General features: G+C 37.6%; 18 protein-coding genes. 11 read left to right on the top strand and 7 right to left on the bottom strand.

All coding sequences use genetic code 11. The features are described 5' to 3' along the window. The first annotated feature begins 100 nt into the window (after window positions 1–100). The 5 genes from FHS59_RS00805 (at window position 101) to FHS59_RS00825 (ending at window position 4,686) form a co-directional block, all read left to right on the top strand. Window positions 101–1,090, top strand: coding sequence for a M10 family metallopeptidase domain-containing protein (locus tag FHS59_RS00805; RefSeq protein ID WP_184492517.1), 990 nt, complete (start codon window positions 101–103; stop codon window positions 1,088–1,090). A 508-nt stretch (window positions 1,091–1,598) separates the two neighbouring features. Continuing rightward, window positions 1,599–1,787, top strand: a complete 189-nt coding sequence (locus tag FHS59_RS00810) for a hypothetical protein (RefSeq protein ID WP_184492518.1) — start codon at window positions 1,599–1,601, stop codon at window positions 1,785–1,787. 169 nt (window positions 1,788–1,956) lie between these two features. Then, on the top strand, window positions 1,957–3,123 hold the full coding sequence (locus FHS59_RS00815; protein WP_184492519.1) for a hypothetical protein: 1,167 nt from the start codon (window positions 1,957–1,959) through the stop codon (window positions 3,121–3,123). Between the two features lie 226 nt (window positions 3,124–3,349). After that, window positions 3,350–4,201, top strand: coding sequence for an alpha/beta hydrolase (locus FHS59_RS00820; RefSeq protein ID WP_184492520.1), 852 nt, complete (start codon window positions 3,350–3,352; stop codon window positions 4,199–4,201). Window positions 4,202–4,497: 296 nt separating this feature from the next. Further along, window positions 4,498–4,686 carry a hypothetical protein gene (locus FHS59_RS00825; protein ID WP_184492521.1) on the top strand — a complete coding sequence of 63 codons (189 nt, stop codon included), beginning with the start codon at window positions 4,498–4,500 and terminating at the stop codon, window positions 4,684–4,686. A 1,120-nt stretch (window positions 4,687–5,806) separates the two neighbouring features. Here the strand turns inward: FHS59_RS00825 and FHS59_RS00830 are convergent. From FHS59_RS00830 to FHS59_RS00860, 7 genes are all read right to left on the bottom strand, one after another. Beyond that, on the bottom strand, window positions 5,807–6,478 hold the full coding sequence (locus tag FHS59_RS00830) for a rhomboid family intramembrane serine protease (RefSeq protein ID WP_184492522.1): 672 nt from the start codon (window positions 6,476–6,478) through the stop codon (window positions 5,807–5,809). A gap of 141 nt (window positions 6,479–6,619) precedes the next feature. Beyond that, the gene (locus FHS59_RS00835; protein ID WP_184492523.1) at window positions 6,620–7,453 is read right to left on the bottom strand and encodes a DUF1444 family protein; all 834 of its coding nucleotides are present in this window, start codon (window positions 7,451–7,453) and stop codon (window positions 6,620–6,622) included. Between the two features lie 989 nt (window positions 7,454–8,442). Next, window positions 8,443–9,087: a DUF6266 family protein gene (locus tag FHS59_RS00840; protein WP_184492524.1), complete on the bottom strand. Its 645-nt coding sequence runs from the start codon at window positions 9,085–9,087 to the stop codon at window positions 8,443–8,445. A 372-nt stretch (window positions 9,088–9,459) separates the two neighbouring features. Next, complete coding sequence (locus tag FHS59_RS00845; protein ID WP_184492525.1) at window positions 9,460–10,737, bottom strand: hypothetical protein; 1,278 nt, start codon at window positions 10,735–10,737, stop codon at window positions 9,460–9,462. Window positions 10,738–10,741: 4 nt separating this feature from the next. After that, the gene (locus FHS59_RS00850; protein ID WP_184492526.1) at window positions 10,742–11,620 is read right to left on the bottom strand and encodes a HEPN domain-containing protein; all 879 of its coding nucleotides are present in this window, start codon (window positions 11,618–11,620) and stop codon (window positions 10,742–10,744) included. 11 nt (window positions 11,621–11,631) lie between these two features. Beyond that, a complete protein-coding gene (locus tag FHS59_RS00855; protein ID WP_184492527.1) occupies window positions 11,632–12,228 on the bottom strand; it encodes a hypothetical protein in 597 nt (198 codons plus the stop codon). Between the two features lie 286 nt (window positions 12,229–12,514). Beyond that, on the bottom strand, window positions 12,515–12,667 hold the full coding sequence (locus FHS59_RS00860) for a hypothetical protein (protein WP_184492528.1): 153 nt from the start codon (window positions 12,665–12,667) through the stop codon (window positions 12,515–12,517). Window positions 12,668–12,811: 144 nt separating this feature from the next. Here FHS59_RS00860 and FHS59_RS00865 point away from each other — a divergent pair, with 144 nt between their 5' ends. The 6 genes from FHS59_RS00865 (at window position 12,812) to FHS59_RS00890 (ending at window position 21,126) form a co-directional block, all read left to right on the top strand. Next, complete coding sequence (locus tag FHS59_RS00865) at window positions 12,812–13,216, top strand: helix-turn-helix domain-containing protein (protein ID WP_184492529.1); 405 nt, start codon at window positions 12,812–12,814, stop codon at window positions 13,214–13,216. Window positions 13,217–13,380: 164 nt separating this feature from the next. After that, entirely contained in the window at window positions 13,381–17,292 is a 3,912-nt protein-coding gene (locus FHS59_RS00870) for a class I SAM-dependent DNA methyltransferase (RefSeq protein ID WP_184492530.1), read from the top strand. 38 nt (window positions 17,293–17,330) lie between these two features. Continuing rightward, window positions 17,331–18,485 carry a putative phage abortive infection protein gene (locus tag FHS59_RS00875; RefSeq protein WP_184492531.1) on the top strand — a complete coding sequence of 385 codons (1,155 nt, stop codon included), beginning with the start codon at window positions 17,331–17,333 and terminating at the stop codon, window positions 18,483–18,485. 28 nt (window positions 18,486–18,513) lie between these two features. Then, complete coding sequence (locus tag FHS59_RS00880) at window positions 18,514–19,425, top strand: restriction endonuclease (RefSeq protein WP_184492532.1); 912 nt, start codon at window positions 18,514–18,516, stop codon at window positions 19,423–19,425. 11 nt (window positions 19,426–19,436) lie between these two features. Continuing rightward, window positions 19,437–20,396 (top strand): DUF4238 domain-containing protein, encoded by a 960-nt coding sequence (locus tag FHS59_RS00885; RefSeq protein ID WP_184492533.1) that lies wholly within the window; start codon window positions 19,437–19,439, stop codon window positions 20,394–20,396. 16 nt (window positions 20,397–20,412) lie between these two features. Further along, the gene (locus FHS59_RS00890; protein WP_184492534.1) at window positions 20,413–21,126 is read left to right on the top strand and encodes a hypothetical protein; all 714 of its coding nucleotides are present in this window, start codon (window positions 20,413–20,415) and stop codon (window positions 21,124–21,126) included. Window positions 21,127–21,266 lie beyond the last annotated feature (140 nt).

Here is a 21,266-nt window from a genome sequence, read left to right on the forward strand (position 1 = left end):
AAATTTATCTGAATATAATTATTAGAAGCATCAGTTAATTAATATTTTCATTATCTTAATTATCAAAAATTTATAAATTAAACTTTTAACCATTAACCAAATGAAAAATAAATTATTTGCATTCATTGCTATTTTGGGACTCTCTGCAGGTTGCGACACTCAGGAAATAGGAGAAATTACCCCTATACAGACTCAGAAAGGGGTTGACTTATCTATGACAAAAGTGGATATAGATATCAGTGACTTTAAAAAATCCAAGCAAAATGGCATATCAAGCCGAACACATGAAGATTTAATCAGCATGGTTCAGCAGGCTAATCTACTCCTCGAACCTTATGGCATTGAGTTGGAAAAAATGGAATATTTATCAGCAGATAATGTTGGAAATACTGTTTTCTTTAACGACAGAGGCAACAAGCAAATAGGGTCTGATTTTTTGCCTAATGACCCACGAAACCTTGGAGGTGAAACAGTACCTTATATTGTAGATGGTACTCAGGCTATTACTGCATCCGGTTTTAATGTTTTATCTGCTTTGGAATCAGTAAGAAACACCTGGGAAAACGTAACATGCTCAGGAGGATTGTCTATTCCAAATGCCGGAGTATCTAATTTTGACCTTGGCTTTATTTCTAATATCTTTTTTGGTTACGGAGGTTCAGCAGGATACTACCCTGGAGTAATCGTGCAAGCTGGGGTTCTGCCCAAAGGTTTCTTTGATCTTGTGGATGTGGATGGTGGTGAATTTATTTTAGGAGTTACTTTTACTCTTACGTATACTGAAGATATTAATCAAGACGGGGTTAGCGAAGTAGCGGTTAAAGAGGTCTATTATAATGACGCCTTTAACTGGCAGGACGTAGTGGACACCGGTTCCGGTTATGATTTTGAAACTGTAGCACTACACGAAACAGGACATGCTTTAAGTCAGGCGCATTTTGGAAAAGCTTTTAGTACTCCAAAAAACGGTAAGATACACTTTGCTCCAAGAGCCTTAATGAATGCAGGGTACAGCGGAGTAAACCGGGTGGTAGAGGGTTCCGATAAAGCGGGCCATTGTAGCAACTGGGGTAACTGGCCAAATAGATAATCCTATAAATACCTTATAAATTTAAAACCTCCTTGTTGGAGGTTTTTTTATGTTACATGCTCTTCACTGGATAGGAGAGATTTTTTTAATAGGTATATGGTTGAAGTGCATGTTTACGACTTCTGGATACCTGTTGTCTAGTGTGCTCTTCGAATTCTGAATAATATCAAGGGTATATTCTCGACGTTTGATCAGAAGAATTGAAATCTTAAAAATCACGCACTTTTTCCAAATATCTCGGATTAGAAATCCTAGGATCTAGGTTCAGGATTTCATCCGCGATGGCTATCGGGACCTGAAAAGCGTATTCGGGATTTTAACTTTGTCACTTTTTGGCGGCCAAAAAGTAACCAAAAAGCCCTGAGCCTCGATATTTTCTTTCCGCTGATACCGTTTTTCATTCATTTTAAACAGAAAACCAGCGGAATTTTGTACTGCCTTTCACCCCTAAAAATGACTGGATCTCGCTTGTACCGCGCGAGCTAAGTCATTTTCTTAACGGTGTTCTATGCAGTACAAAACCGAAAATTTCGAAAGGCTCACACCTCCAGATGACAGCCTCCGACTGCGACTGTTCACTGCGACTGCCAACTTCCAACTTCCTACACCTTTTCATCTTTCTCACCTACCTCCTGTAGGCAGGCTTTTGCCTTCAGACTTCAGCTTTCAGACTTTCAATTTCATCTTTCTCACTTAAAAATCCGCTCTTTGATTCCCAATTGCTATCAGTACCTGAACAGTATCGTTCTTCCAAATCCTAAATTTTATAACCTCTCCTATGTTCTGTGACTCCTATTTGGTAGAGATAAGTTTGGGTCTGCTTTTATTGTTACGAAAATTTAGTAGTTTAGCTAAAAATATATTATATGAAATCTCAAATCTTTTTTATAGGTCTTTTATGTTTGATTTTTTCATGTGCTGAAAAGACACATAACTCCGATGAAAAGCTGGAATTTGAATTTGTGAAAGTAGATTCCTTGCTGATGGATATTTTGGAGCCCGTACATATCCTGGATTATCATCAAGAGAAAGAATTGTACCTGATCGTGAAGCAGGCGAGTATGGAAGGGCATTACTTACTAATTGATAAAAATGGAGAAATCGTTTCGGAAAATAAACTATCGGAAGGGCCAGATGCCTTTGGCATGGTGCTACTCAGAGCTGGGTTTGTTGGAGATGAAATTATGTTTGTATCAGATGGAAAGGTATATGTCTACGATCTTAACTTTAAGCAACTACGAAATTATCCATTTGAGCAAAATCCCAGAGTGAAATTGGTTCATTTCTCCTTGGACAATCTCAGCACTTTTAAATCCTCCAATGGTGAGCTAAGTGCTGTTGTAAATCTTAATGATGGCTATTACCAGCCTTATCCTTTGGATTATTATGATACCCTAAACATGGTTCATCTGTTGGATATTCGTACTGGGTCTGTTTCAAAAGGAGGGAGGCTAGATGAAAGCGGTAAATTTCGTTCGGGTAGATTTTATCCTTTTATGGATAAGCCAGTCTATTTTTCAGATCTTCAATCGAAGTACATTTCCACCATATTATATGGAGATACGACCTTGTATCAACTGGATCCAAATCAAAATTTCAAACTGGTAAATCAAATCTCATTGAAAAGAATTCAGCCTGATCTGATCAAAGAAATTCCAATGGAAGAAGCTTCTTATACTACAGTTAAAGAATATAGATCTGAAAATGTGATGTTAGGAGGAGCTTTTAATGAAATGATAGGCAATGGAGACGAGTTACTAGTCGGATACCGAACTGGTGCCAAACCTGAATTGGTTTTTGAAAACCAAACGCCAGAGCAGAGAAAAGCAATGGATATATCCAAAAAGCGGTATTATTATTACATCAAAAATGGCAAGCAAATAGGCTCTTCAATCCTTTGGGATTTACCTGGATCCTTGAAACTAAATGTAGGCAAAAACAGGTATCTGCAATATGGAGATCAAGCAGAAATTCATGAAATTGAAAAAGACTATCAATGTTACTATATCTATGAATTAAGAGAGAAGGGGTAGGTGTTAAGGGAAATGTAAAAACTTTAAATTCAGTTATATGTATATCCGCTTTCTTACCAGCAGCCTAAGAAAAAAGGGGTTGAGGTATATTTCAACATGCTATGGACAGTGGACTGTCGTCGTCGGACGATTATCCGCGACTTTCTAAACACATTTATTAACTACTGGCTCCGTTGCGGATAATCATATTCAGTTATTTTTATTCTTTCATCTTTAAATTGATTTTATGAATAAGCCTGTTTTCCTACTATCTCTTCTTGTTTATATTGTTCAATTCAACCCTATTTTTGCCATCAATCCAGATAGAGAATATATCAGAACGCCAGATTCAGTTAGTTGGGACTATGAGCAATTGACAATAACTACCAAAGATCATTTTAAGCTTAATTCATGGATTTATAAACCGAATCAGGATAATGAAAAAGACACCGTACTGATCTTGGCTTACCCTGATGCAGGAAACATGTCATACTTTGTTTATCATGCTGCAATTCTTGCAAATGCAGGGTATACAGTTGTTACTTTTGATTACAGAGGCTTTGGGAAAAGTGATGATTTCGAAATTCAGCGAGATAACCTATACTATGTTGAATTCGCTAGGGATCTTGAAGCAGTAGTGGATTTTATTTCCAAAAAAATTGAAGGAAAGAAAATAGGCGTATTGGGAATGTCCATGGGGACAATTATAGCATCTCGAGCTTATCCTATGATAAAAAGCAAGATTGATTTTATCATTGGAGAAGGTTTCGTGTCGGATACATCTACTATTGTAAAAAGATATAATGATTTGGGTAAGCAACTCAAACTTCCTGAGGAAGCAACCCATTACCGAAATTCTGTTAACTCTATTGAGATTCCTATTTTGATCTTAGCAGCATCTGAAGATACAGTTACTACTTATAAAGATGGTTTAGAACTTGAAGGGCAACTAGGGGAGAACTGTACTGTCGTTCAATTTGAAGGAGCACATCTTTCTGGTTTTCAAGTAGATTATGACCAAAAAGGATTTGGTGGCTGGTATCTGGAGCAAATTGATCAGTTTCTAAGTCTTATTTTATCAGAAGATTTGAAATCTTAAAAATCACGCACTTTTTCCAAATATCCCGGATTAAAAATCCTAGGATCTAAGTTCAGGATTACATTCGCGATGGCTATCGGGACCTGAACAGCGTATTCGGGATTTTAACTTTGTCACTTTTTGGCGGCCAAAAAGTAACCAAAAAGCCCTGAGCCTCGATATTTTCTTTCCGCTGATACCGTTTTTCATTCATTTTAAGCAGAAAACCAGCGGAATTTTGTAATACCTTTCACCCCTAAAAATGACTGGATCTCGCTTGTACCGCGCGAGCTAAGTCATTTGCTTAACGGTGTTCTATGCAGTACAAAACCGAAAATTTCGAAAGGCTCACACCTCCAGATGACAGCCTCCGACTGAGACTGTTCACTGCGACTGCCAACTTCCAACTTCCTACACCTTTTCAACTTTCTCACCTACCTCCTGTAGGCAGGCTTTATCTTTCAGACTTCAGCTTTCTGACTTTCAATTTCATCTTTCTGACTTAAAAACCTTCTCTTCGATTCCCGATGGCTATCGGAACCAGAAATGCTGTTGATCATGACAGTCTGTAATCAATTAAAAGGGTCAATTAACTACACTGGCCTAGAAGAAAGAATATCAGTACGAATACAAGAATAGTTCCCAGGCAACCTCCTCCAAGTTTATAAGCGCCATAGCCGGCAATCAGTGTTTTAAAGAAATTGTTCATGGTGTGGTAGTTTAATATATAAAACAGATTCTTATCCACTAATTCACAAGTAATGCCAAGCTGATTTTATCCTTTTTTCTGTATAAATGGCTTAAAAACAGAGGTTTTTCTTACTTCAGGTTAGCCATTGAGTAAAAAATATCTCAAGTTGAGAAGGCTTTAAATTCCCAATTTGAGATTTAAAATCTTGAGTCAGATTCATGCAGGTGACGGTTATCGCTACTTGTACAACGATACGTTTTTTCCAGCTCTTCGAGTCCCAATTATTATCGTGCTTGAAATCTCGAAGTTTGATCAGAAGATTTATAATCTTAAAAATCACGCACTTTTTCCAAATATACCGGATTAAAAATCCTAGGATCTAAGTTCAGGATTACATTCGCGATGGCTATCGGGACCTGAACAGCGGATTCGAGATTTTTACTTTGTCACTTTTTGGCGGCCAAAAAGTAACCAAAAAGCCCTGAGCCTCGATATTTTCTTTCCGCTGATACCGTTTTTCATTCATTTTAAGCAGAAAACCAGCGGAATTTTGTACTACCTTTCACCCCTAAAAATGACTGGATCTCGCTTGTACCGCGCGAGCTAAGTCATTTTCTTAACGGTGTTCTAAGCAGTACAAAACCGAAAACCTCGAAAGGCTCACACCTCCGGATGACAGTCTCCGAAAACTTTCAACGCCCGGTTCCCGTTCCTCGAGCCTTGATTATTATAGTGGATGTGAAACCGAAGGATGATCAGAAGAATTGAAATCTTAAAAATCACGCACTTTTTCCAAATATCTCAGATTAAAAATCCTAGGATCTAAGTTCAGGATTACAAATCCTGAATAGCGGATTAAGGGTTTGTTAAATGTAATAATTTTCCTGTTTGCTAAGTCATGCCGCATTTAACATACTGTGTGTTGGCAGAAGTGCTTAGTTCACAATTTGATTTACAGATGTATCAATATGTTTGTTTTTTCTGAGTAGTATTAAACCCAGCAGTCCACCCGCCAATAAAGAGGGGGCATGACCATCTTCGAAGAAAAAGAGTACGACAGCACCCATAAAACCAGATAATGGTATCAAAATATATCCCTTTGGAAAAATTTTTCGATTGAATAGAATGTACATGAATAATGCACCCATTACACCAAATAAAGCAGTGGACGAACCTCCACTGCTGGTTGATAGACCGCCGGGAGTTGTCTCCCAATAGAAGTTAAGCATTTGTCCCACTATGCCTGTTACAAAATAGATTAACAAAAGGCTGTGACCATAAAGATGTTCTCCAATAGGCACAAATGATATGAAGAAAAAACCGTTAATTAAACACTGCCATATTCCCATTGGTTGGATAAAAAGAGGTGTTATTAACCTCCAGATTTCACCTGATAGTAATGCATCCCTGTTACGGTCCAATACTTCTATTATTACAGGAAAAACAAATTGGAGGACTGTCACGAAAGTCGTAAAGGATAATATAATAGTGCTTATCCAAAGTTGTCTGAAATTTATTTCCTTCCCTCTGAATTTGTAATAATTCCAAGCGAAGTACATTGCAGTAGGCATAACGAGTCCGTTTGCAATATGAAATAAAATATTCATTACTATTTAATATTAATTTTCATTAAACTACTATTTCTCTTTAATCTCTAATGCTCGAATTTAGCCCAGCTTTACTACCAACGGTGAATGATATGCGGCTGTACAAAGTATGCCGTCATATCTAGTGTTTTCTCTCGTGATTCATTTATCGTATATTTCAAATTTACCCTGTTTCCAAATAAATATTTTTTCTGACACAAGATGATTTCCAGTTTGATTTACTTCATTTATTGTTTCTTTTAGCCGTTTTATCCCTTCTTCATCTTCACTGCCAGTTATTAGAACTAAATCTCTTGCAGGAATGCCTATAACAATTTCACCTTTTACAGCGAAATTTTCTTTAGTCCATATCGATTGTTCCAATATGAGACTTGCTTCATAATCTCCACCGGCTGTTAAAATGAAATATCCATTCTCTCCATGACTTTTTATCTCTGGAAGTATATTGAGGAGGTTTTTTATGGAATTTTCCTTCAGTCCTTCCGTTTCAATTTCATACTCTTTAATGTCGTTCTTGATCAAGTATGATATTGAATGTTCCGAGTCCTGAGCATAAAAGATGTATAATTCATCGTTGTATCTTTCATATACATATTCGACTTCTTTATGTTGTTGAATTTTTCTGAGTTCTTCTAAGTACCTCCAATCTTTAATGTTTGGAACGATTTTATCAAATGAGAATTCTGGTTTTGGATGATATAGAGTCAATGCAGATTTTATGTACCTCTCAAAGACTTCATTTTTGTTTTCTTCTTCTCGGACATATTCAGAGTATGCGTTGTTTAGGAGATGTGTTAAGTCTTTTCCATTGTATTTAGTTTTTATCTCCAATTCTTTCAAACTAATCAACTCTAAACCTTGAACTTCTCTCTTTAGTTTTTTGAAATATTGTTTAGTGAATTTTAATTCTGGGTTTGATTGTCCGAAAAGTCTAAGCATATTTATTAGCATTGATATGAGGGTTATTTGTTTCATTTCACAAGAGATAACACTTGTAATTACAGCACTCCCGTCACCTTATTGCGTTTAAATTGCATTTGTCCACAGGGGTTTGGTGTGGTTTGGAAACCAAATTAAGGATTTTGGCTATCCTTTCTAGCGGGCTCTGGATACTTTTATTTTCGATTGGTTCCTTTAAAAATTAAATGAGGGAGAATCTTAACTAGCCGCTTGGAAGGACTATACCATAGCAAATGAAAAACAATCACTTTTTTTCAGACTTCTGACCTACCTCCGGAAGGCAGGCTACATATTTCTGATTTTAAAAACCTGCTCTTCGAGTCCCGATTAATATAGTGGATGTAATCTCGAAGTTTGATCAGAAGATTTGAAATCTTAAAAATCACGCACTTTTTCCAAATATACCGGATTAAAAATCCTAGGATCTAAGTTCAGGATTGCATCCGCGCAGGCTATCGGGACCTGAACAGCGGGTTCGGAATTTTAACTTTGTCACTTTTTGGCGGCCAAAAAGTAACCAAAAAGCCCTGAGCCTCGATATTTTCTTTCCGCTGATACCGTTTTTCATTCATTTTAAGCAGAAAACCAGCGGAATTTTGTACTGCCTTTCACCCCTAAAAATGACTGGATCTCGCTTGTACCGCGCGAGCTAAGTCATTTTCTTAACAGTGTTCTAAGCAGTACAAAACCGAAAACTTCGAAAGGCTCACACCTCCGGATGACAGCCTCCGACTGCGACTGATCACTGCGACTGCCAACTTCCAACTTCCAACATCATTTCGGCTTTCTCACCTTCCTCCGGTAGGCAGGCTTCAGCTTTCTGACTTTTAATTTCAGCCTTCTGACCTACCTCCGGATGACAGTCTCCGACTGCGACTGATCACTGCGACTGCCAACTTCCTACATCATTTCGGCTTTCTCACCTACCTCCGGTAGACAAGCTTCCAACTGTGACTGTTCACTGCGACTGCCAACTTCTAATTTCAATTTTCTGACTTTAATCCTTAAACCCTTCCCAAGTAGATAGAATCAGAGATGAGTAGTTTTTTCTTGCTTAAGGGTCTGTAAAAAGCCAAGTAAACTTCCCATTCCTTTTCCAGGTTTTCAGCATCAAGTGGCACCAAGGCTTGCAGATCTCTTCTTCTGCCTGCCTCTTTTATCCAATGATGTTTTGCCAATTCTGGATGATTCAAAAGGATCATCGCACTGTCTCCTTCACTGGCATTTGCCTCTAGGGAATTGTTTTTCCAGGAGATTGTAATTCCATCTGCTGTTCGGACAGCCAATGGGTCTTCTGCCCCCAAAAGACTGCCTCTACTGATCTGTAAAAAGGCAGGATTGATTCTTGGATTGGCTTGATGATTATAGCCTTTGGTGGATACATTGGTGTGAGCCCAGTTGACACCGGTTTTTTGGTCTAGGAAGTTCTGGTAACCAAAATCCAGAACCCTAGAGAGAGGGCGGAGATAGGCATTCACTTCCGCCAATCGGTTTTGATAGACTTTTTGAAGTGGAGTAGGGTCGGTTCCGTTCTTATGGGGAGCCCGAGGGAGACTTCTCATAATGATCTTGCCATTGAGTTTGTAAAAAGTAAATCCTCCTACTTTTCCCTGAGGCTGAATGACGCTTGAATCTGAAAGAGTCGCCATAGTTATTAGAGTTTTAAGTTGAACTACATCTAATTTAGTTAAATCATTTTAAAAAGCAAGTAGTAAAGCATCTAACAGTCAATGTTTTAATAGGGTTTGTGCAATTTATATACAAGAATTTTCTGTATTAATCTTGTTTAATACCTGTATTAACCTTGGATAAACCCTAGAGAAATTATAATTCCCGTTCACTTTTCCATTAGTTTTTGGCTGATTGGGACTTAGGCTAGTATCGCTTAGAATCTCACTCTCCGGGATTTCGAAGCACTTGGATAATTGAGATCCTCGTTTTTAGATCTGCCTACTGAATTATTAGGATTTAAATCCTATGATATAGGTTAAGGGGTACAAATCCGAGCCACTATAAGTCTGTTAGCTTTTAATAAGCTCATAATCTGTTGCCAGTTTCTCGACAAAGACCTTTAGCTCATCCCGATAGTGGAGTTTCAGTACAGCGAATTTGTGTCCATACTGCGAAAAAAATGAGACCAGCTGATAGTCTGTAAATCTTTCTAGCAAATAAAGGTTTTTTGGATCGGTAGTTCCACAAATGAAAAAGGCAATGTCTGTTTTCTCCGGAATGTGTAGTTTTTTGTTTACTCTAAATCTAAGTTTTAATAGATAATATTCTCCTTTGTCAATCAGTAGTATGACTAGTTTCGGGGATTCCGAATGTATTGTACAATCGCGAACCCAATTTCGTGACGGCCTTCTTGGTAGATATACAAGACCATGGGTATTATAATAGTGGATATATTTTTGTGACTGGATAAGAGGCTTTGCCTTATACCACAGCTCCATAAGCTGGCTTCCTTTTTCCTTTTCATCTGAATTGGGAGAGAATTGTGTCCGCCAATTTCTTGATTCAACCGGTGCCAGTTTGCGCATGCTGAAGCAGATCGCATTAAGCTCTTGCTGAGTAGGAGTAATATCTATGGAGTGGTGATCATTCTCGCTGAGCAAGATCGAGGTGTAGGATTTGATGCGTTGCTTATCCTTGGTTGGAACTCCGAGAAATGGAATGAGAAACGGATAGTGGTTGGAGTGAATAGAAGACAACTTCACATCGGCAATAAAATATCCTATAGTTGTATCATAAAAAGGGAGTTCCTCCGTCAATAGTGGGGAGGTGGCCTTCCTTTTAGGATTGTCTTTTCCTATATACCATTCGATCAGTTCATCGCCGGGCTTATAAAAGTGGGGATACTGGGTTTTAACATAGATGTCCAATCCCTGACGATCAATGTATATTTTGAGGAATTTGCTTTTGCCGGTCAGGGGATCGAAGAAATCAGGCCAATAGTAGCTCTCGAAGCATTTGCTACTTCTAAAGTCAAGGAGGGAGAGAAGTCCAAAATAGGCATAGCGACTCAAGTACCCTGAATCGGTGTCCACATTGCAACTGACTAGCAGTTCGTGAAGGGTGACTTTTAGGTATATCAGCTTTTCCGGCTCACCCTCCAACTTGACTCCCAGCGTGAGGATCTCATTTTGGAAATGGATATTTCGAACTTTGATTTTATAGAAGTAATGCGGTTTTCGAAAATCGGAATTCAGGTTAAGGGTTTGCTCAGTCAGCTCAAAGGTGCCCTTCTCAAAGGGCAGACGATAGAAGTTTTTTGGATCTGGAATTTGGCTTGCTTTTCTCATGGTTTCAGTCGTTTTTGGTCTGGGGATTGAAATCGGGGATTTCAGCTGCCATTGCTTCCATCTTGGTGGCACACATGGTCTTGGTCAACTCAAGCAGGGCGGAGGCTTTTTGGTAGATTTCTTCAGCATCTTTTTGGGAAACCTGGAAGTCGGGAGCATATCTCGCCTTCCCATAGCTGCTGGTGAGAAGACTGAACAGCTTTTTGTCAGTGGGTCGATCTCCGATCATCAGCTCGATCGGACTTTCAGAAAAGCATCTGGTCAGCCCCAATAGGCGGTGGAGGTTGTGAAATTCGGAGCGGTAGTCGATGTGTACCCGGATCAGAAGAATACAGGATTGCTCCACGGCTTGATGCATTAAGAAGGTGGCTACGTTATGCTGTCCCTTTTGGAGACTGGCATATGCGGACTCAAGAAATCCTCTAGCTAAGTCTGTCCTATGGAAAAAATGCTTCTCCGCTTTCGCAAGCGTCTTGGCAGTGTCGAGGGAAGGTTTGAATTCGAGATCGAAGAAACCGTCTCTGGTATAGAGTGGCTTACCATGCGCCAATACCGTGGTGAAGAAGCGATTTTTGGATTCGATTGCTTCTTGGACAGCAACTTCTCCATGACATAGTATGGTGACCTGACCGTTGTGGTAGTGTGTATTTGCAAAGTCTTGCACCTCATACTCGATCCGGGAAGAGGATTCGGTGCAGACCAGCAGACAATAGTGATGGTGAATAACTTGCTTGTTGGCAAAACATCCTAAGATCTCATTTTTAAGCGTTTGGGCTCCAAAAGAAATGATTCTGGTAGGTTGGAATTTTTCGACCAGCAGCTGCAGAAAGTTTCTGAAGTGCTCTGCGCGGTCTTGATCGGTTCTTGAGATTTTGACTTGCATGGGAAAAGAGTTTAAATAGGAGAATAGCGAACATGTATCAGGTAGCTGGCTTCGAGCAGCTTTTTGAAATAGGTAAAGTCCTTCAGGTATTCTCCTTCGTCTCCGTCAAAGATGGAATAGCTATAAAAGGCCATCTCACGAAGTTGATTCCAGCGCAGAATCCATTTCTTTAAAGACTGTTTTTGGAAAAATGCCTTGATGAAACCTGAGGGGTCGAGGATTTCTTCTAGGCTTAGATTTTTTGGACCGTATTGGAGGATTTGTAGAGGAAGGAGGGTTTCGGATTCTTTTTTGCAACGGTTTTTTAACATGGAGTCAGCTAGTTGGTCCCAGCCAATCAGCTTCTTTTCTAGAGCGGGGAACTCTTGTAAGTGAATGCTGGCATAGATGATTTGGAGTATTAGTTGACCTGGGTAAATCAATCCATTGGGAGGAGTATTAGCGAAATCAATTTCATGTTCAAATACTGCGAGCTGTATATCTTCGATTTTTTTTATCCAGTAAGAGATGTCAGCTACACTTTGGAGGACATAGTTAAGATTGACAAAGGCTTGATGCTGGTTTTTACATCGAAAAGCCCTGCGGCAGGTGCTGAATGTATTTTCCATGGTTTGATAAGTTATGTGCTGTTGATTTCATTCTTCGGAAGAATGACGAGGTCAAATTGATGAATATCAATGGGATAGGGTATTCTGAAAATGGATAGTTTAGAAGGGATTTGGAATAAAATATTCATACTTAGACAAATGAATACAGGCAACCGACAGGATTCGATAAGTTTTATCGTCCGTCCCTTTGGGACTTTGAAAAGATTCTGGTTTTTTATTCTAGGAGATGGGTCGTCCCTATGGGACTCCTAAATTAGATTTGTGAGATAGACTGGATTGATATCTTTTAAGAAGCGTTCACTTGGGATTTGTTACCCGTACAAGTGATGCTTTCCATTTCAATGCCGTAGGCATGATCGATAACCTTGCCAGCCATTTCAATGGCTGGAATATGGATTTTGATTGGTTTCCAAAATGCCGTAGGCATGACCGATACCATGAAAATTTGGTAACCTTACGACATATTCTGTCAGGATTTTTTAATCATTCCGGCTATATCCTTGCTCCATTCCTAGAAATGGAATAATTTAGTTAAAGGACTTAACAGAGAATTTCCTATTTTTCCCAATACACTTAGCAGACTATGAACGAGAAGATCCACCACGGCAGAAATATCAAGCGTTTCAGGGAAATGATGGGCATCAAGCAGGAGGCCTTGGCTTTTGAGCTGGGGGAGGACTGGTCCCAGAAGAAAGTCAGTTTACTGGAGCAAAAGGAAGAAGTGGAGGAGGAATTGCTGAAACAGGTGGCTGAGATATTGAAAGTTCCTGCGGAGGCGATTAAGATGTTTGATGAAGAACAGGTAGTAAATATTATTTCCAATACTTTTAATGACCAATCAAATGGGTATAATTATTACCCGACTTTTAATATCAATCCGCTTGAAAAATGGTTTGAAGCTTTAGAAGAGAATAAAAAGCTTTATGAGCGATTGTTGGAATCGGAGCAAGAGAAGGTGGAGATTATGAAAAGGATGTTGGAGAAGTAAGCATTCCTACCTAAGCATATAGCCTTTCTGGGACTCAGAAAGGCTTTTTTCTGTTCATTGTAAAAGAGAGTAAGGTTTTTTAGAAATCTCAACTACTTATAATTGTCTTTTTAGTCAGAAATAATGCATCTTGTAGAGAGTTTTTTTAGCAAGATCTTACCTGAATGTCTGATAATTTCCTTAAGCCCAAACAGTCCCTCAACAAAGCATTTCTAAAGGTTAAGCCCAATCGATCAGCTATTGAGAGTTTTAAAGACAATCTCATCCAACTAATCGACCGGATCAATGAGTCTGAATCTGAGGAGTTTCACAAGAATTTGGTCATTGATTTCCTGAAGAAAACCTATTACGATCCCTCCCACTTTATCAATACCAAAGGGAGAAATGACCTGGTTATTCATACCGGGGATAAGGCCAAATCGAGCGTTGGGGTAATCATCGAGGCTAAAAAGCCAACGAATAAGGCGGAAATGCTCAGTAAAACCAATATCAACTTCAAGGCTTTTCAGGAGTTGGTTTTGTATTATTTGAGAGAGCGGATCACACATAAAAATCTGGAAGTCAAACATTTGGTAGTCACCAATATTCATGAGTGGTTTATCTTTGATGCTCAGCTATTTGATCGGCATTTTGCTCAGAATAAAGGCTTGGTCAAGCAATTTGAGGATTTTGAGGCAGGAAGATTAGCTGAAACCAAAACCGACTTTTTCTATAAAAACCTCGCAGAACCTGCCATCGAAAAAGTAAAGGATCAAATCACCTTTACTTATTTTGATATCAGGGATTACAACAAGCCACTGAGAAATCAGGATAAAAAAGATGATGCAAAATTAATTGCGCTATTCAAGCTCCTTTCTCCAGAACACCTGCTCAAACTCCCTTTTGCCAATGATAGTAACAGTCTGGACAAGCGATTCTATTCCGAATTGCTGCATATCATCGGACTTACTGAAACTAAGCAGGGTGGTAAAAAATTGATTGAACGGAGTGCCAAAGGAAGCCGCAACACTGGAAGTATCCTTGAAGACGCAATAATCCAATTGGATTCACTGGATAAAATAAGCCAACTGGAAAAGCCAAGTCAATATGGAAATACCGCTGAGGAACGTCTATTTAATGTAGGATTAGAACTGAGTATTACTTGGATCAATCGGGTTCTTTTCCTCAAGCTTTTGGAGGCACAGTTAATCACCTATCATAAAGGAGACAAGTCCTATGCTTTCCTCAGTAAAAAGAATATCCACGATTGGGATGATCTAAATTCGCTTTTTTTTCAAGTTCTGGCGAAGAAAACGGAAGATAGAAATGAGGACGTCAAGGCACTTTTCGCCAAGGTTCCTTATCTGAATTCTTCTCTTTTCGAACCGACTCCTATGGAACAAAAGACCATCATGGTCAATTTCCTGAAAAATGAGAAAACCATTCCGGTCATTTTATCTACGGTTTTGAAAGATGCCCAAGGCAAAAAACTAACCGGTGAACTCACCACCTTGGAATACTTATTCCGTTTTCTGGATGCATATGATTTTGCCAGTGAAGGTTCGGAAGAAATTCAGGAGGACAATAAAACCCTGATCAATGCCTCTGTTTTAGGTTTGATCTTCGAGAAAATCAATGGTTACAAAGACGGATCGTTTTTCACTCCTGGCTTTATTACCATGTATATGTGCCGGGAAACGATCCGAAAAGCAGTCATTCAGAAATTTAAGGAAGCCAAAGGATGGGAAGTGGAAAATCTGGAGGAGCTCTATGACAAAATCGACGATAGAAATGAGGCAAACGAACTAGTCAACTCCCTGAAAATTTGTGATCCTGCAGTAGGCTCAGGTCACTTTTTGGTTTCTGCGCTCAATGAAATTATTGCGGTCAAAAACGACCTGAAAATCTTGCAGGATAGATCAGGCAAACGACTGAAGGAATATCAGGTAGAAGTAGTCAATGATGAACTGATCGTCACAGATGAAGATGGGGAACTCTTTGAATACCACCCCACCAACAAAGAATCCCAGCGAATCCAGGAAACGTTATTCCATGAGAAGCAGACCATCATCGAAAACTGTCTTTTTGGAGTAGATATCAATCCCAACTCGGTTAAAATCTGCCGATTAAGACTTTGGATAGAGCTTTTGAAGAGTGCCTATTACAAAGACACAACTACCCTGTCCGGCAATAGTTCCCCTGTATGCTATGCGGATTCGGATGAGGTACGAGATGAATACAGAGACCTTCGAGGTTCGGAAAACCTCAAAACACAGCGAGAACTGGAAACCCTGCCCAACATCGATATCAACATCAAATGTGGGAATTCCTTGGTTTCCCGGTTTGGCTTGGAGGAAGATCTTAGTCAGGCCTTGAAGAAAAGTAAATTCTCCATAGATGCTTATAGGATCGCAGTGGATCGCTATCGCAATGCCGAAAGCAAGGAGGAAAAACGGGAAATGGAAAACCTGATCAATGCGATCAAATCCGATTTCCGCTCCGAAATCGCAAATAATGATCCCAAGGTCAAGCGGAAAGCCAAGCTGGGAGGTGAACTCTATAACCTCACCATGCAAACAGGGCTATTCGAAGAGTCTGCCAAAGAGAAAAAAGCTCGCCTTGCTAAAATCGATAAGGTCAGCAAAGAATTGGAAAAACTGGAAACCGAAATCGAAGAAATCAAAGCCAACCAGATCTATGAAAATGCTTTCGAATGGCGCTTTGAGTTTCCTGAAGTGCTGAATGATGAAGGTGATTTTGTGGGTTTTGATGTGGTGATTGGGAATCCACCTTATATCAGGCAGGAAGAATTTTCCAACCTTAAACCCTATCTCCAAGGACGATTCCAAACTTATTCAGGCACAGCAGATCTCTATGTCTATTTTGTAGAGCTGAGTATGAATTTGCTGAAGAAGTCAGGCAATTTTGTCTTTATCATTCCAAATAAATGGATGAGGGCTGGATATGGAAAAGCGCTAAGAAATTATGTCAAGACTTTCAATCTTCATGAATTGCTTGACTTTGGGGATTTGCAAGTATTTGAAGAAGCTACTACTTACCCACTTATTATAGGGTTAGGCAAAACAAGTCCTTCCGAAAAATTCACAGCTGTAAACGTAGACACCTTGGATTTTCCGCTGGGAATGGAAAGCTATTTAGCTGAAAACCGAATCGAAGTGCTTACTCAAGGGCTTTCAGATGATGGTTGGACTTTGACCGATAGCAAAGCGCAACAGTTACTTCTAAAGCTAAAATCCCAAGGCGTTCCTCTTTCTGAGTATGTGGATGGGAAAATCTATCGAGGTGTATTAACTGGGCTAAATGGAGCCTTTGTAATCGACCAAGAAACGAAAGATAAACTGATCTCCGAAGAACCGAGAAGTGCAGAGGTGATTAAGCCATTTTTAGCAGGAAGGGAAATAAAAAGATATCAATCTACTAAAGCTGAAAAGTATCTAATTTTGTTTTCAAAAGGGTTTACTATCAAAAGTAACCTGCCTGAAAATGATCCAAATAAAATTCATCAGGTAAATGAACCTCCAAGATATGGCTATATGGATTACGATCCTGCTTGGAATTGGATACAAAATACTTATCCTGCTATTGCCAATCATTTGAAACCGTTTGAAAAGGCAGCTAAAAAACGAACGGATCAAGGAGATTTTTGGTGGGAATTAAGGGCTTGTGATTATTATGATGAGTTTGAAAAAGTAAAAATTGTGTGGCCTGAAACATCCTTAGACAACCAATTTACTCTTGTGCCAGAAGGAATTCACCTAAACAAAACTACCTTTTTCATACCAATACATGATGTAGGATTATTAGCATTACTAAATTCAAAGCTTGCAAAATTTTATTTTGGATCTATTGTCTCGAAGATGAGAGGCGGCTATTTTTCAATGTCCAAAGCGTATGTAGAAACAATTCCAATCATTGAACCAATTAAAGAATTGTCAAAATTGGCGGAACAAGTACTAATTGAAAATCAAATTAGTTGTTATTCAGATACTATAGCTCTCGAAAACCAAATCAATCAATTGGTTTATGAGATGTATGGATTGAGTGAGGAGGAGATTGGGATAGTGGAAGGCAAATAGTGTAATAGAATTAAAATAATCCTTAACAAATATTCACCTTGAAAAATCAAAAGAAGACTTTTGTTTCCCGAATTGACAAAAAAACAATAAATTTTTTAATTAAGATTATTTATATTATAAGTGGTACAATTATTTTATTCTTTTCTATACCATTTATACTTCTATTAAATTCGTATAATTTTGATTCTATAAAAGATTCTTTCCAGATAACAGGTACGATTGGAGATACATTAAACGGTGTTTTTAACCCATTAATTGCAGCCCTTGCTGTCATAACTACTTTCCTTGCATTTATTGTTCAATACAGAGCAAATCAATTGTATCGCGAAGATGTAGATTTTCAAAGGTTTGAAACAAGATTCTATGAGTTATTGAAATTGCATAGAGAAAATGTAAATGAAATTGAAATATCGAATAAATACTTAAAAAGGAATGCATTTGTTAAAATGTTTGAAGAACTGAGATTCTTATATTACGTTGTAGATTCCGCTAAGGACTTTTATGAAAAAGAAAACAATCATGTCTTAAGTATTACTAAAGAACAGATTATAGAGTTAGCTTATTTCTTTTTCTATTATGGCGTAAATGAAAAATTAAATTTTGCTGATTTTTCTAAAATCACAATCCATACCCCCTTTTATATTTATTGTAGAACTCAAATAAAAGAATATCAAAAAATATTTGATAAAGAATTTTCAGAAGAAGCTAAGGAACCTATTAATTTAATCTTAAATGAATTAGTAGGTTTAAATGAGGCAATTTATCTAACAACTGATTTCTACCCTTTTCAAGGTCATGCATCTAGGCTTGGCCATTATTATAGACACCTTTATCAACTGATAAAATTTGTAGTGTCAAGTAAGCAATTAAAGGGAGTTCCCGATAAATATGAGTATATCAAAATCGTTAGAGCACAACTGTCAAATTATGAGCAAGCGATAATTTATTATAACTCATTCTTCTACGCTGGTAAAATTTGGTGGAATGACACAACCATTGATTTAAGAAGTGAAGACGGAAATTATATAAGTTATTTTTTAGATTATGCACTAATAAAAAATCTGCCATTTAACCTAACTGATTTCGGTGTTTTCCCTTCAGATAAATTTAAGATAGAATTATTAAAGAAAGGTACAAAAGAAGAAAAACTTGATGCTAAAATGAAATGGTTATTTGAATGGCTGGGAGATTAAAACTTTAAAATTGATTAAACTTATTCAAATGAAGAAAAAATCTAGATCCAAAGAAATAGCTGAGAAAACCATTTTTGCTTCCTTTCAAATACTAAAAGAAGCTGGCGGTGAAATGAGAGGAAGTGAAGTAGTCGAAAAGCTGAGAGAACAGCTCACTTTTGATGAATATGAGAATTTCCGATATGAAAAGACAGGGTATATCCGATGGGAAAGCATCTTGCATTTTTTCACTATTGACTGTATGAAAGCAGGCTATATGCGAAAGCAAAGTGGCACATGGATTCTGACTGAAGAAGGAGAAGAGGCTATGAAACTAGGTCCAGAAAAACTCCTGTCTACTGCTACAAAAAAATACAGAGAATGGGATGCAAAAAATAAGCAGAACAAGGAAAGTGATCTTTCCCAGGATATAGAAATAGATGATAGCGATGAGATTTCCCAAAAGCAAGAAGCCTTACTTGATCAGTATGAATCCAGTGCTTTGGACGGAATCAGAGATTATATAAATCGCAAAAACCCCTATGAATTCCAGGATTTAGTTGCAGTCCTTCTAAAATCTATGAGGTATTATATTGCATTAGTTGCTCCCAAAGGTAGAGATGGAGGAATTGACATAATTGCCTATACAGATCCTTTGGGCGTGAATTCCCCTAGAATTATTGTACAAGTAAAGCATAGACCAGAGAATAATGTGAGTTCAGATGAGATCCAAAAGCTCTCTGGCACAATGAAACGAAATACTGATGTTGGGATTTTTGTTACGTCTGGAAATTTCAGTAGCCCAGCCAAACATGAGGCTACTTCTGCCTATAAACATATCGAGTTGATCGATTTTTCAAGGTTTGTAGAACTTTGGATTCAATACTATCCAAAAATGACTGATGAGCAGAAAAACATGCTTCCATTGCATCCTGTTTATTTTTTAGGGAGTAAGGAATAGATCAAATAAAAATGAATAAACCGAAAAAACATCACTTTGTTCCAGAATGCTACTTAAAACAATTTGCAAACGATTCAAAGTTATATTGTTCTAACCTAGAAATATTAAAAACATATAATAAATTAAACAATCCACCAAAAGAACCCGGACAAGTTTGTTATGAAATAGATTTTTACACAATAAATGAACCTTTGGAATATGATTTAAATAATTTTGACGATCTACATGTGGAATCAAATGTTTTGCATTCCTCTGAAAATAGGTATAGAAAAATTATAAATAAATTAATCGACCTAAAAGAATTATGTTTTGAAGACTCGATCTTCTTGTCAGATTTTCTTATTCAATTAAAACAAAGAAATCCGTATTTTTTAAAAAATTCAGTAAATAACTTTAGCAATAATTCCATAAAAGCTAAAACAAACATGCTAAATAAATTGAAAGAAGATATTAGGTTTAGACACTTACCTAAAGCTTTATTAATTTATGAAATAGAGAAAAAAATGTATGAAATGAAATCTAATAAAAATATAATTAGAAGTATTCAACTAAAAGGAATTATTGATAAAGCAAATCCACATTCTTATTCAATTGAGAAATTTAGGAAAGCAATTTTAGATTATCAATTTATTCTTTTAGACTCGTCCGATTCTAAATTCAATTTTATCACCTCAGACAATCCAGGGTTTGCTATTTCAAGTAATGGAAATATAGAAAACACAAAATTCAAGGAGGGATTTACATACTTTTTGCCAATAACTTCCAAATATTGCTTGAAATTTTCAGATAGCAACCTAGATAATTTTTATACTAAAAAATCTAAAATAAAATATTTTATATCTGAAAAAGTACAGGATACAGAAGTTCAAATAATTAATATGAATTCATCTATTCTTGTGAATAAAATAATTATTTCAGACAATTTAGAAACAATAATTAATACTCAGGAATCAATTCTACAAACTTCATAAATTATTGATGTCCAAAATGTTACCAATCTCCTTAATTATCCTCGGTGGAATTCTATTGATTGCTGGAATTACCATGCTTTTAAAAACTCCAAAAGCTGAATCTTTGAGTCAGGTAATTAATGCCGTGAAAGCAGATGGCATTTTGACTCCAAAGGAAGAGAAACTGATCCGGGAGGTGGCGCAAAACGAAGGGAAAAATGCTGATGTTACGATAGCGCAGATCCGAAAGGAATTGGAAGAATCAGAGGAAGAAAGTGAATCGGAGCTGATTGATGTGAACCAAAAAGCAGGCTTGGACTTCGAGAAGTTTATAGTCCAGAAGTTTGATAAAAAGTATTTTGCAATCAGAAACTGGGCTGGAGATAAGTTTGTAGAAGGTCGCTATGCTGATACCACCACCCAGCCAGATATCCAGCTTTCCTTAAAACTTCGGGGAGACTCCTTTCCTTTTGCTGTAGAATGCAAATGGAGATCTGAACCCAAAGGAGATTTTATCCGCTTCGCGAATGATGAACAGCTGGAGCGATATAAAGCCTTTGAAAGACAGGAAAACTATCCAGTATTCATTGCTTTGGGAATAGGAGGCAAACCTTCCAGTCCAGCAGAATTGTATATTTTACCCATTGAGGAACTAAATAAGCCTGTTTTACACAAGGCAGGAATGGGTAAGTATAGAAAGAAAGTTGATTCGGATTTCTTTTTTGACCAGGAGTCGAATACTTTGAGGTAAGTAAAAATAAGATAAACTAAATCAAAATATTTCAGGGGACTGACGGCCATTCCCAAATTGAGGTAAAGTTTAAATAAGAAACCGTTTGGCTTTCTAAGGAGCAACTTGTTAAACTCTTTTAATGAGATCAATTTGTTATA

It is taken from the genome of Algoriphagus iocasae (assembly GCF_014206875.1).
GTDB lineage: Bacteria > Bacteroidota > Bacteroidia > Cytophagales > Cyclobacteriaceae > Algoriphagus > Algoriphagus iocasae.

Bases quoted from the DNA above. Each gene is read 5' to 3' on its own strand.
- FHS59_RS00890 (WP_184492534.1), top strand. From the start codon at position 20,413: ATGTTACCAATCTCCTTAATTATCCTCGGTGGAATTCTATTGATTGCT.
- FHS59_RS00840 (WP_184492524.1), bottom strand. From the start codon at position 9,087: ATGGCGACTCTTTCAGATTCAAGCGTCATTCAGCCTCAGGGAAAAGTA.
- FHS59_RS00885 (WP_184492533.1), top strand. From the start codon at position 19,437: ATGAATAAACCGAAAAAACATCACTTTGTTCCAGAATGCTACTTAAAA.
- FHS59_RS00825 (WP_184492521.1), top strand. From the start codon at position 4,498: ATGCAGTACAAAACCGAAAATTTCGAAAGGCTCACACCTCCAGATGAC.
- FHS59_RS00810 (WP_184492518.1), top strand. From the start codon at position 1,599: ATGCAGTACAAAACCGAAAATTTCGAAAGGCTCACACCTCCAGATGAC.
- FHS59_RS00830 (WP_184492522.1), bottom strand. From the start codon at position 6,478: ATGAATATTTTATTTCATATTGCAAACGGACTCGTTATGCCTACTGCA.
- FHS59_RS00880 (WP_184492532.1), top strand. From the start codon at position 18,514: ATGAAGAAAAAATCTAGATCCAAAGAAATAGCTGAGAAAACCATTTTT.
- FHS59_RS00865 (WP_184492529.1), top strand. From the start codon at position 12,812: ATGAACGAGAAGATCCACCACGGCAGAAATATCAAGCGTTTCAGGGAA.
- FHS59_RS00870 (WP_184492530.1), top strand. From the start codon at position 13,381: ATGTCTGATAATTTCCTTAAGCCCAAACAGTCCCTCAACAAAGCATTT.
- FHS59_RS00820 (WP_184492520.1), top strand. From the start codon at position 3,350: ATGAATAAGCCTGTTTTCCTACTATCTCTTCTTGTTTATATTGTTCAA.
- FHS59_RS00845 (WP_184492525.1), bottom strand. From the start codon at position 10,737: ATGAGAAAAGCAAGCCAAATTCCAGATCCAAAAAACTTCTATCGTCTG.
- FHS59_RS00855 (WP_184492527.1), bottom strand. From the start codon at position 12,228: ATGGAAAATACATTCAGCACCTGCCGCAGGGCTTTTCGATGTAAAAAC.
- FHS59_RS00805 (WP_184492517.1), top strand. From the start codon at position 101: ATGAAAAATAAATTATTTGCATTCATTGCTATTTTGGGACTCTCTGCA.
- FHS59_RS00860 (WP_184492528.1), bottom strand. From the start codon at position 12,667: ATGGTATCGGTCATGCCTACGGCATTTTGGAAACCAATCAAAATCCAT.
- FHS59_RS00815 (WP_184492519.1), top strand. From the start codon at position 1,957: ATGAAATCTCAAATCTTTTTTATAGGTCTTTTATGTTTGATTTTTTCA.
- FHS59_RS00850 (WP_184492526.1), bottom strand. From the start codon at position 11,620: ATGCAAGTCAAAATCTCAAGAACCGATCAAGACCGCGCAGAGCACTTC.
- FHS59_RS00835 (WP_184492523.1), bottom strand. From the start codon at position 7,453: ATGAAACAAATAACCCTCATATCAATGCTAATAAATATGCTTAGACTT.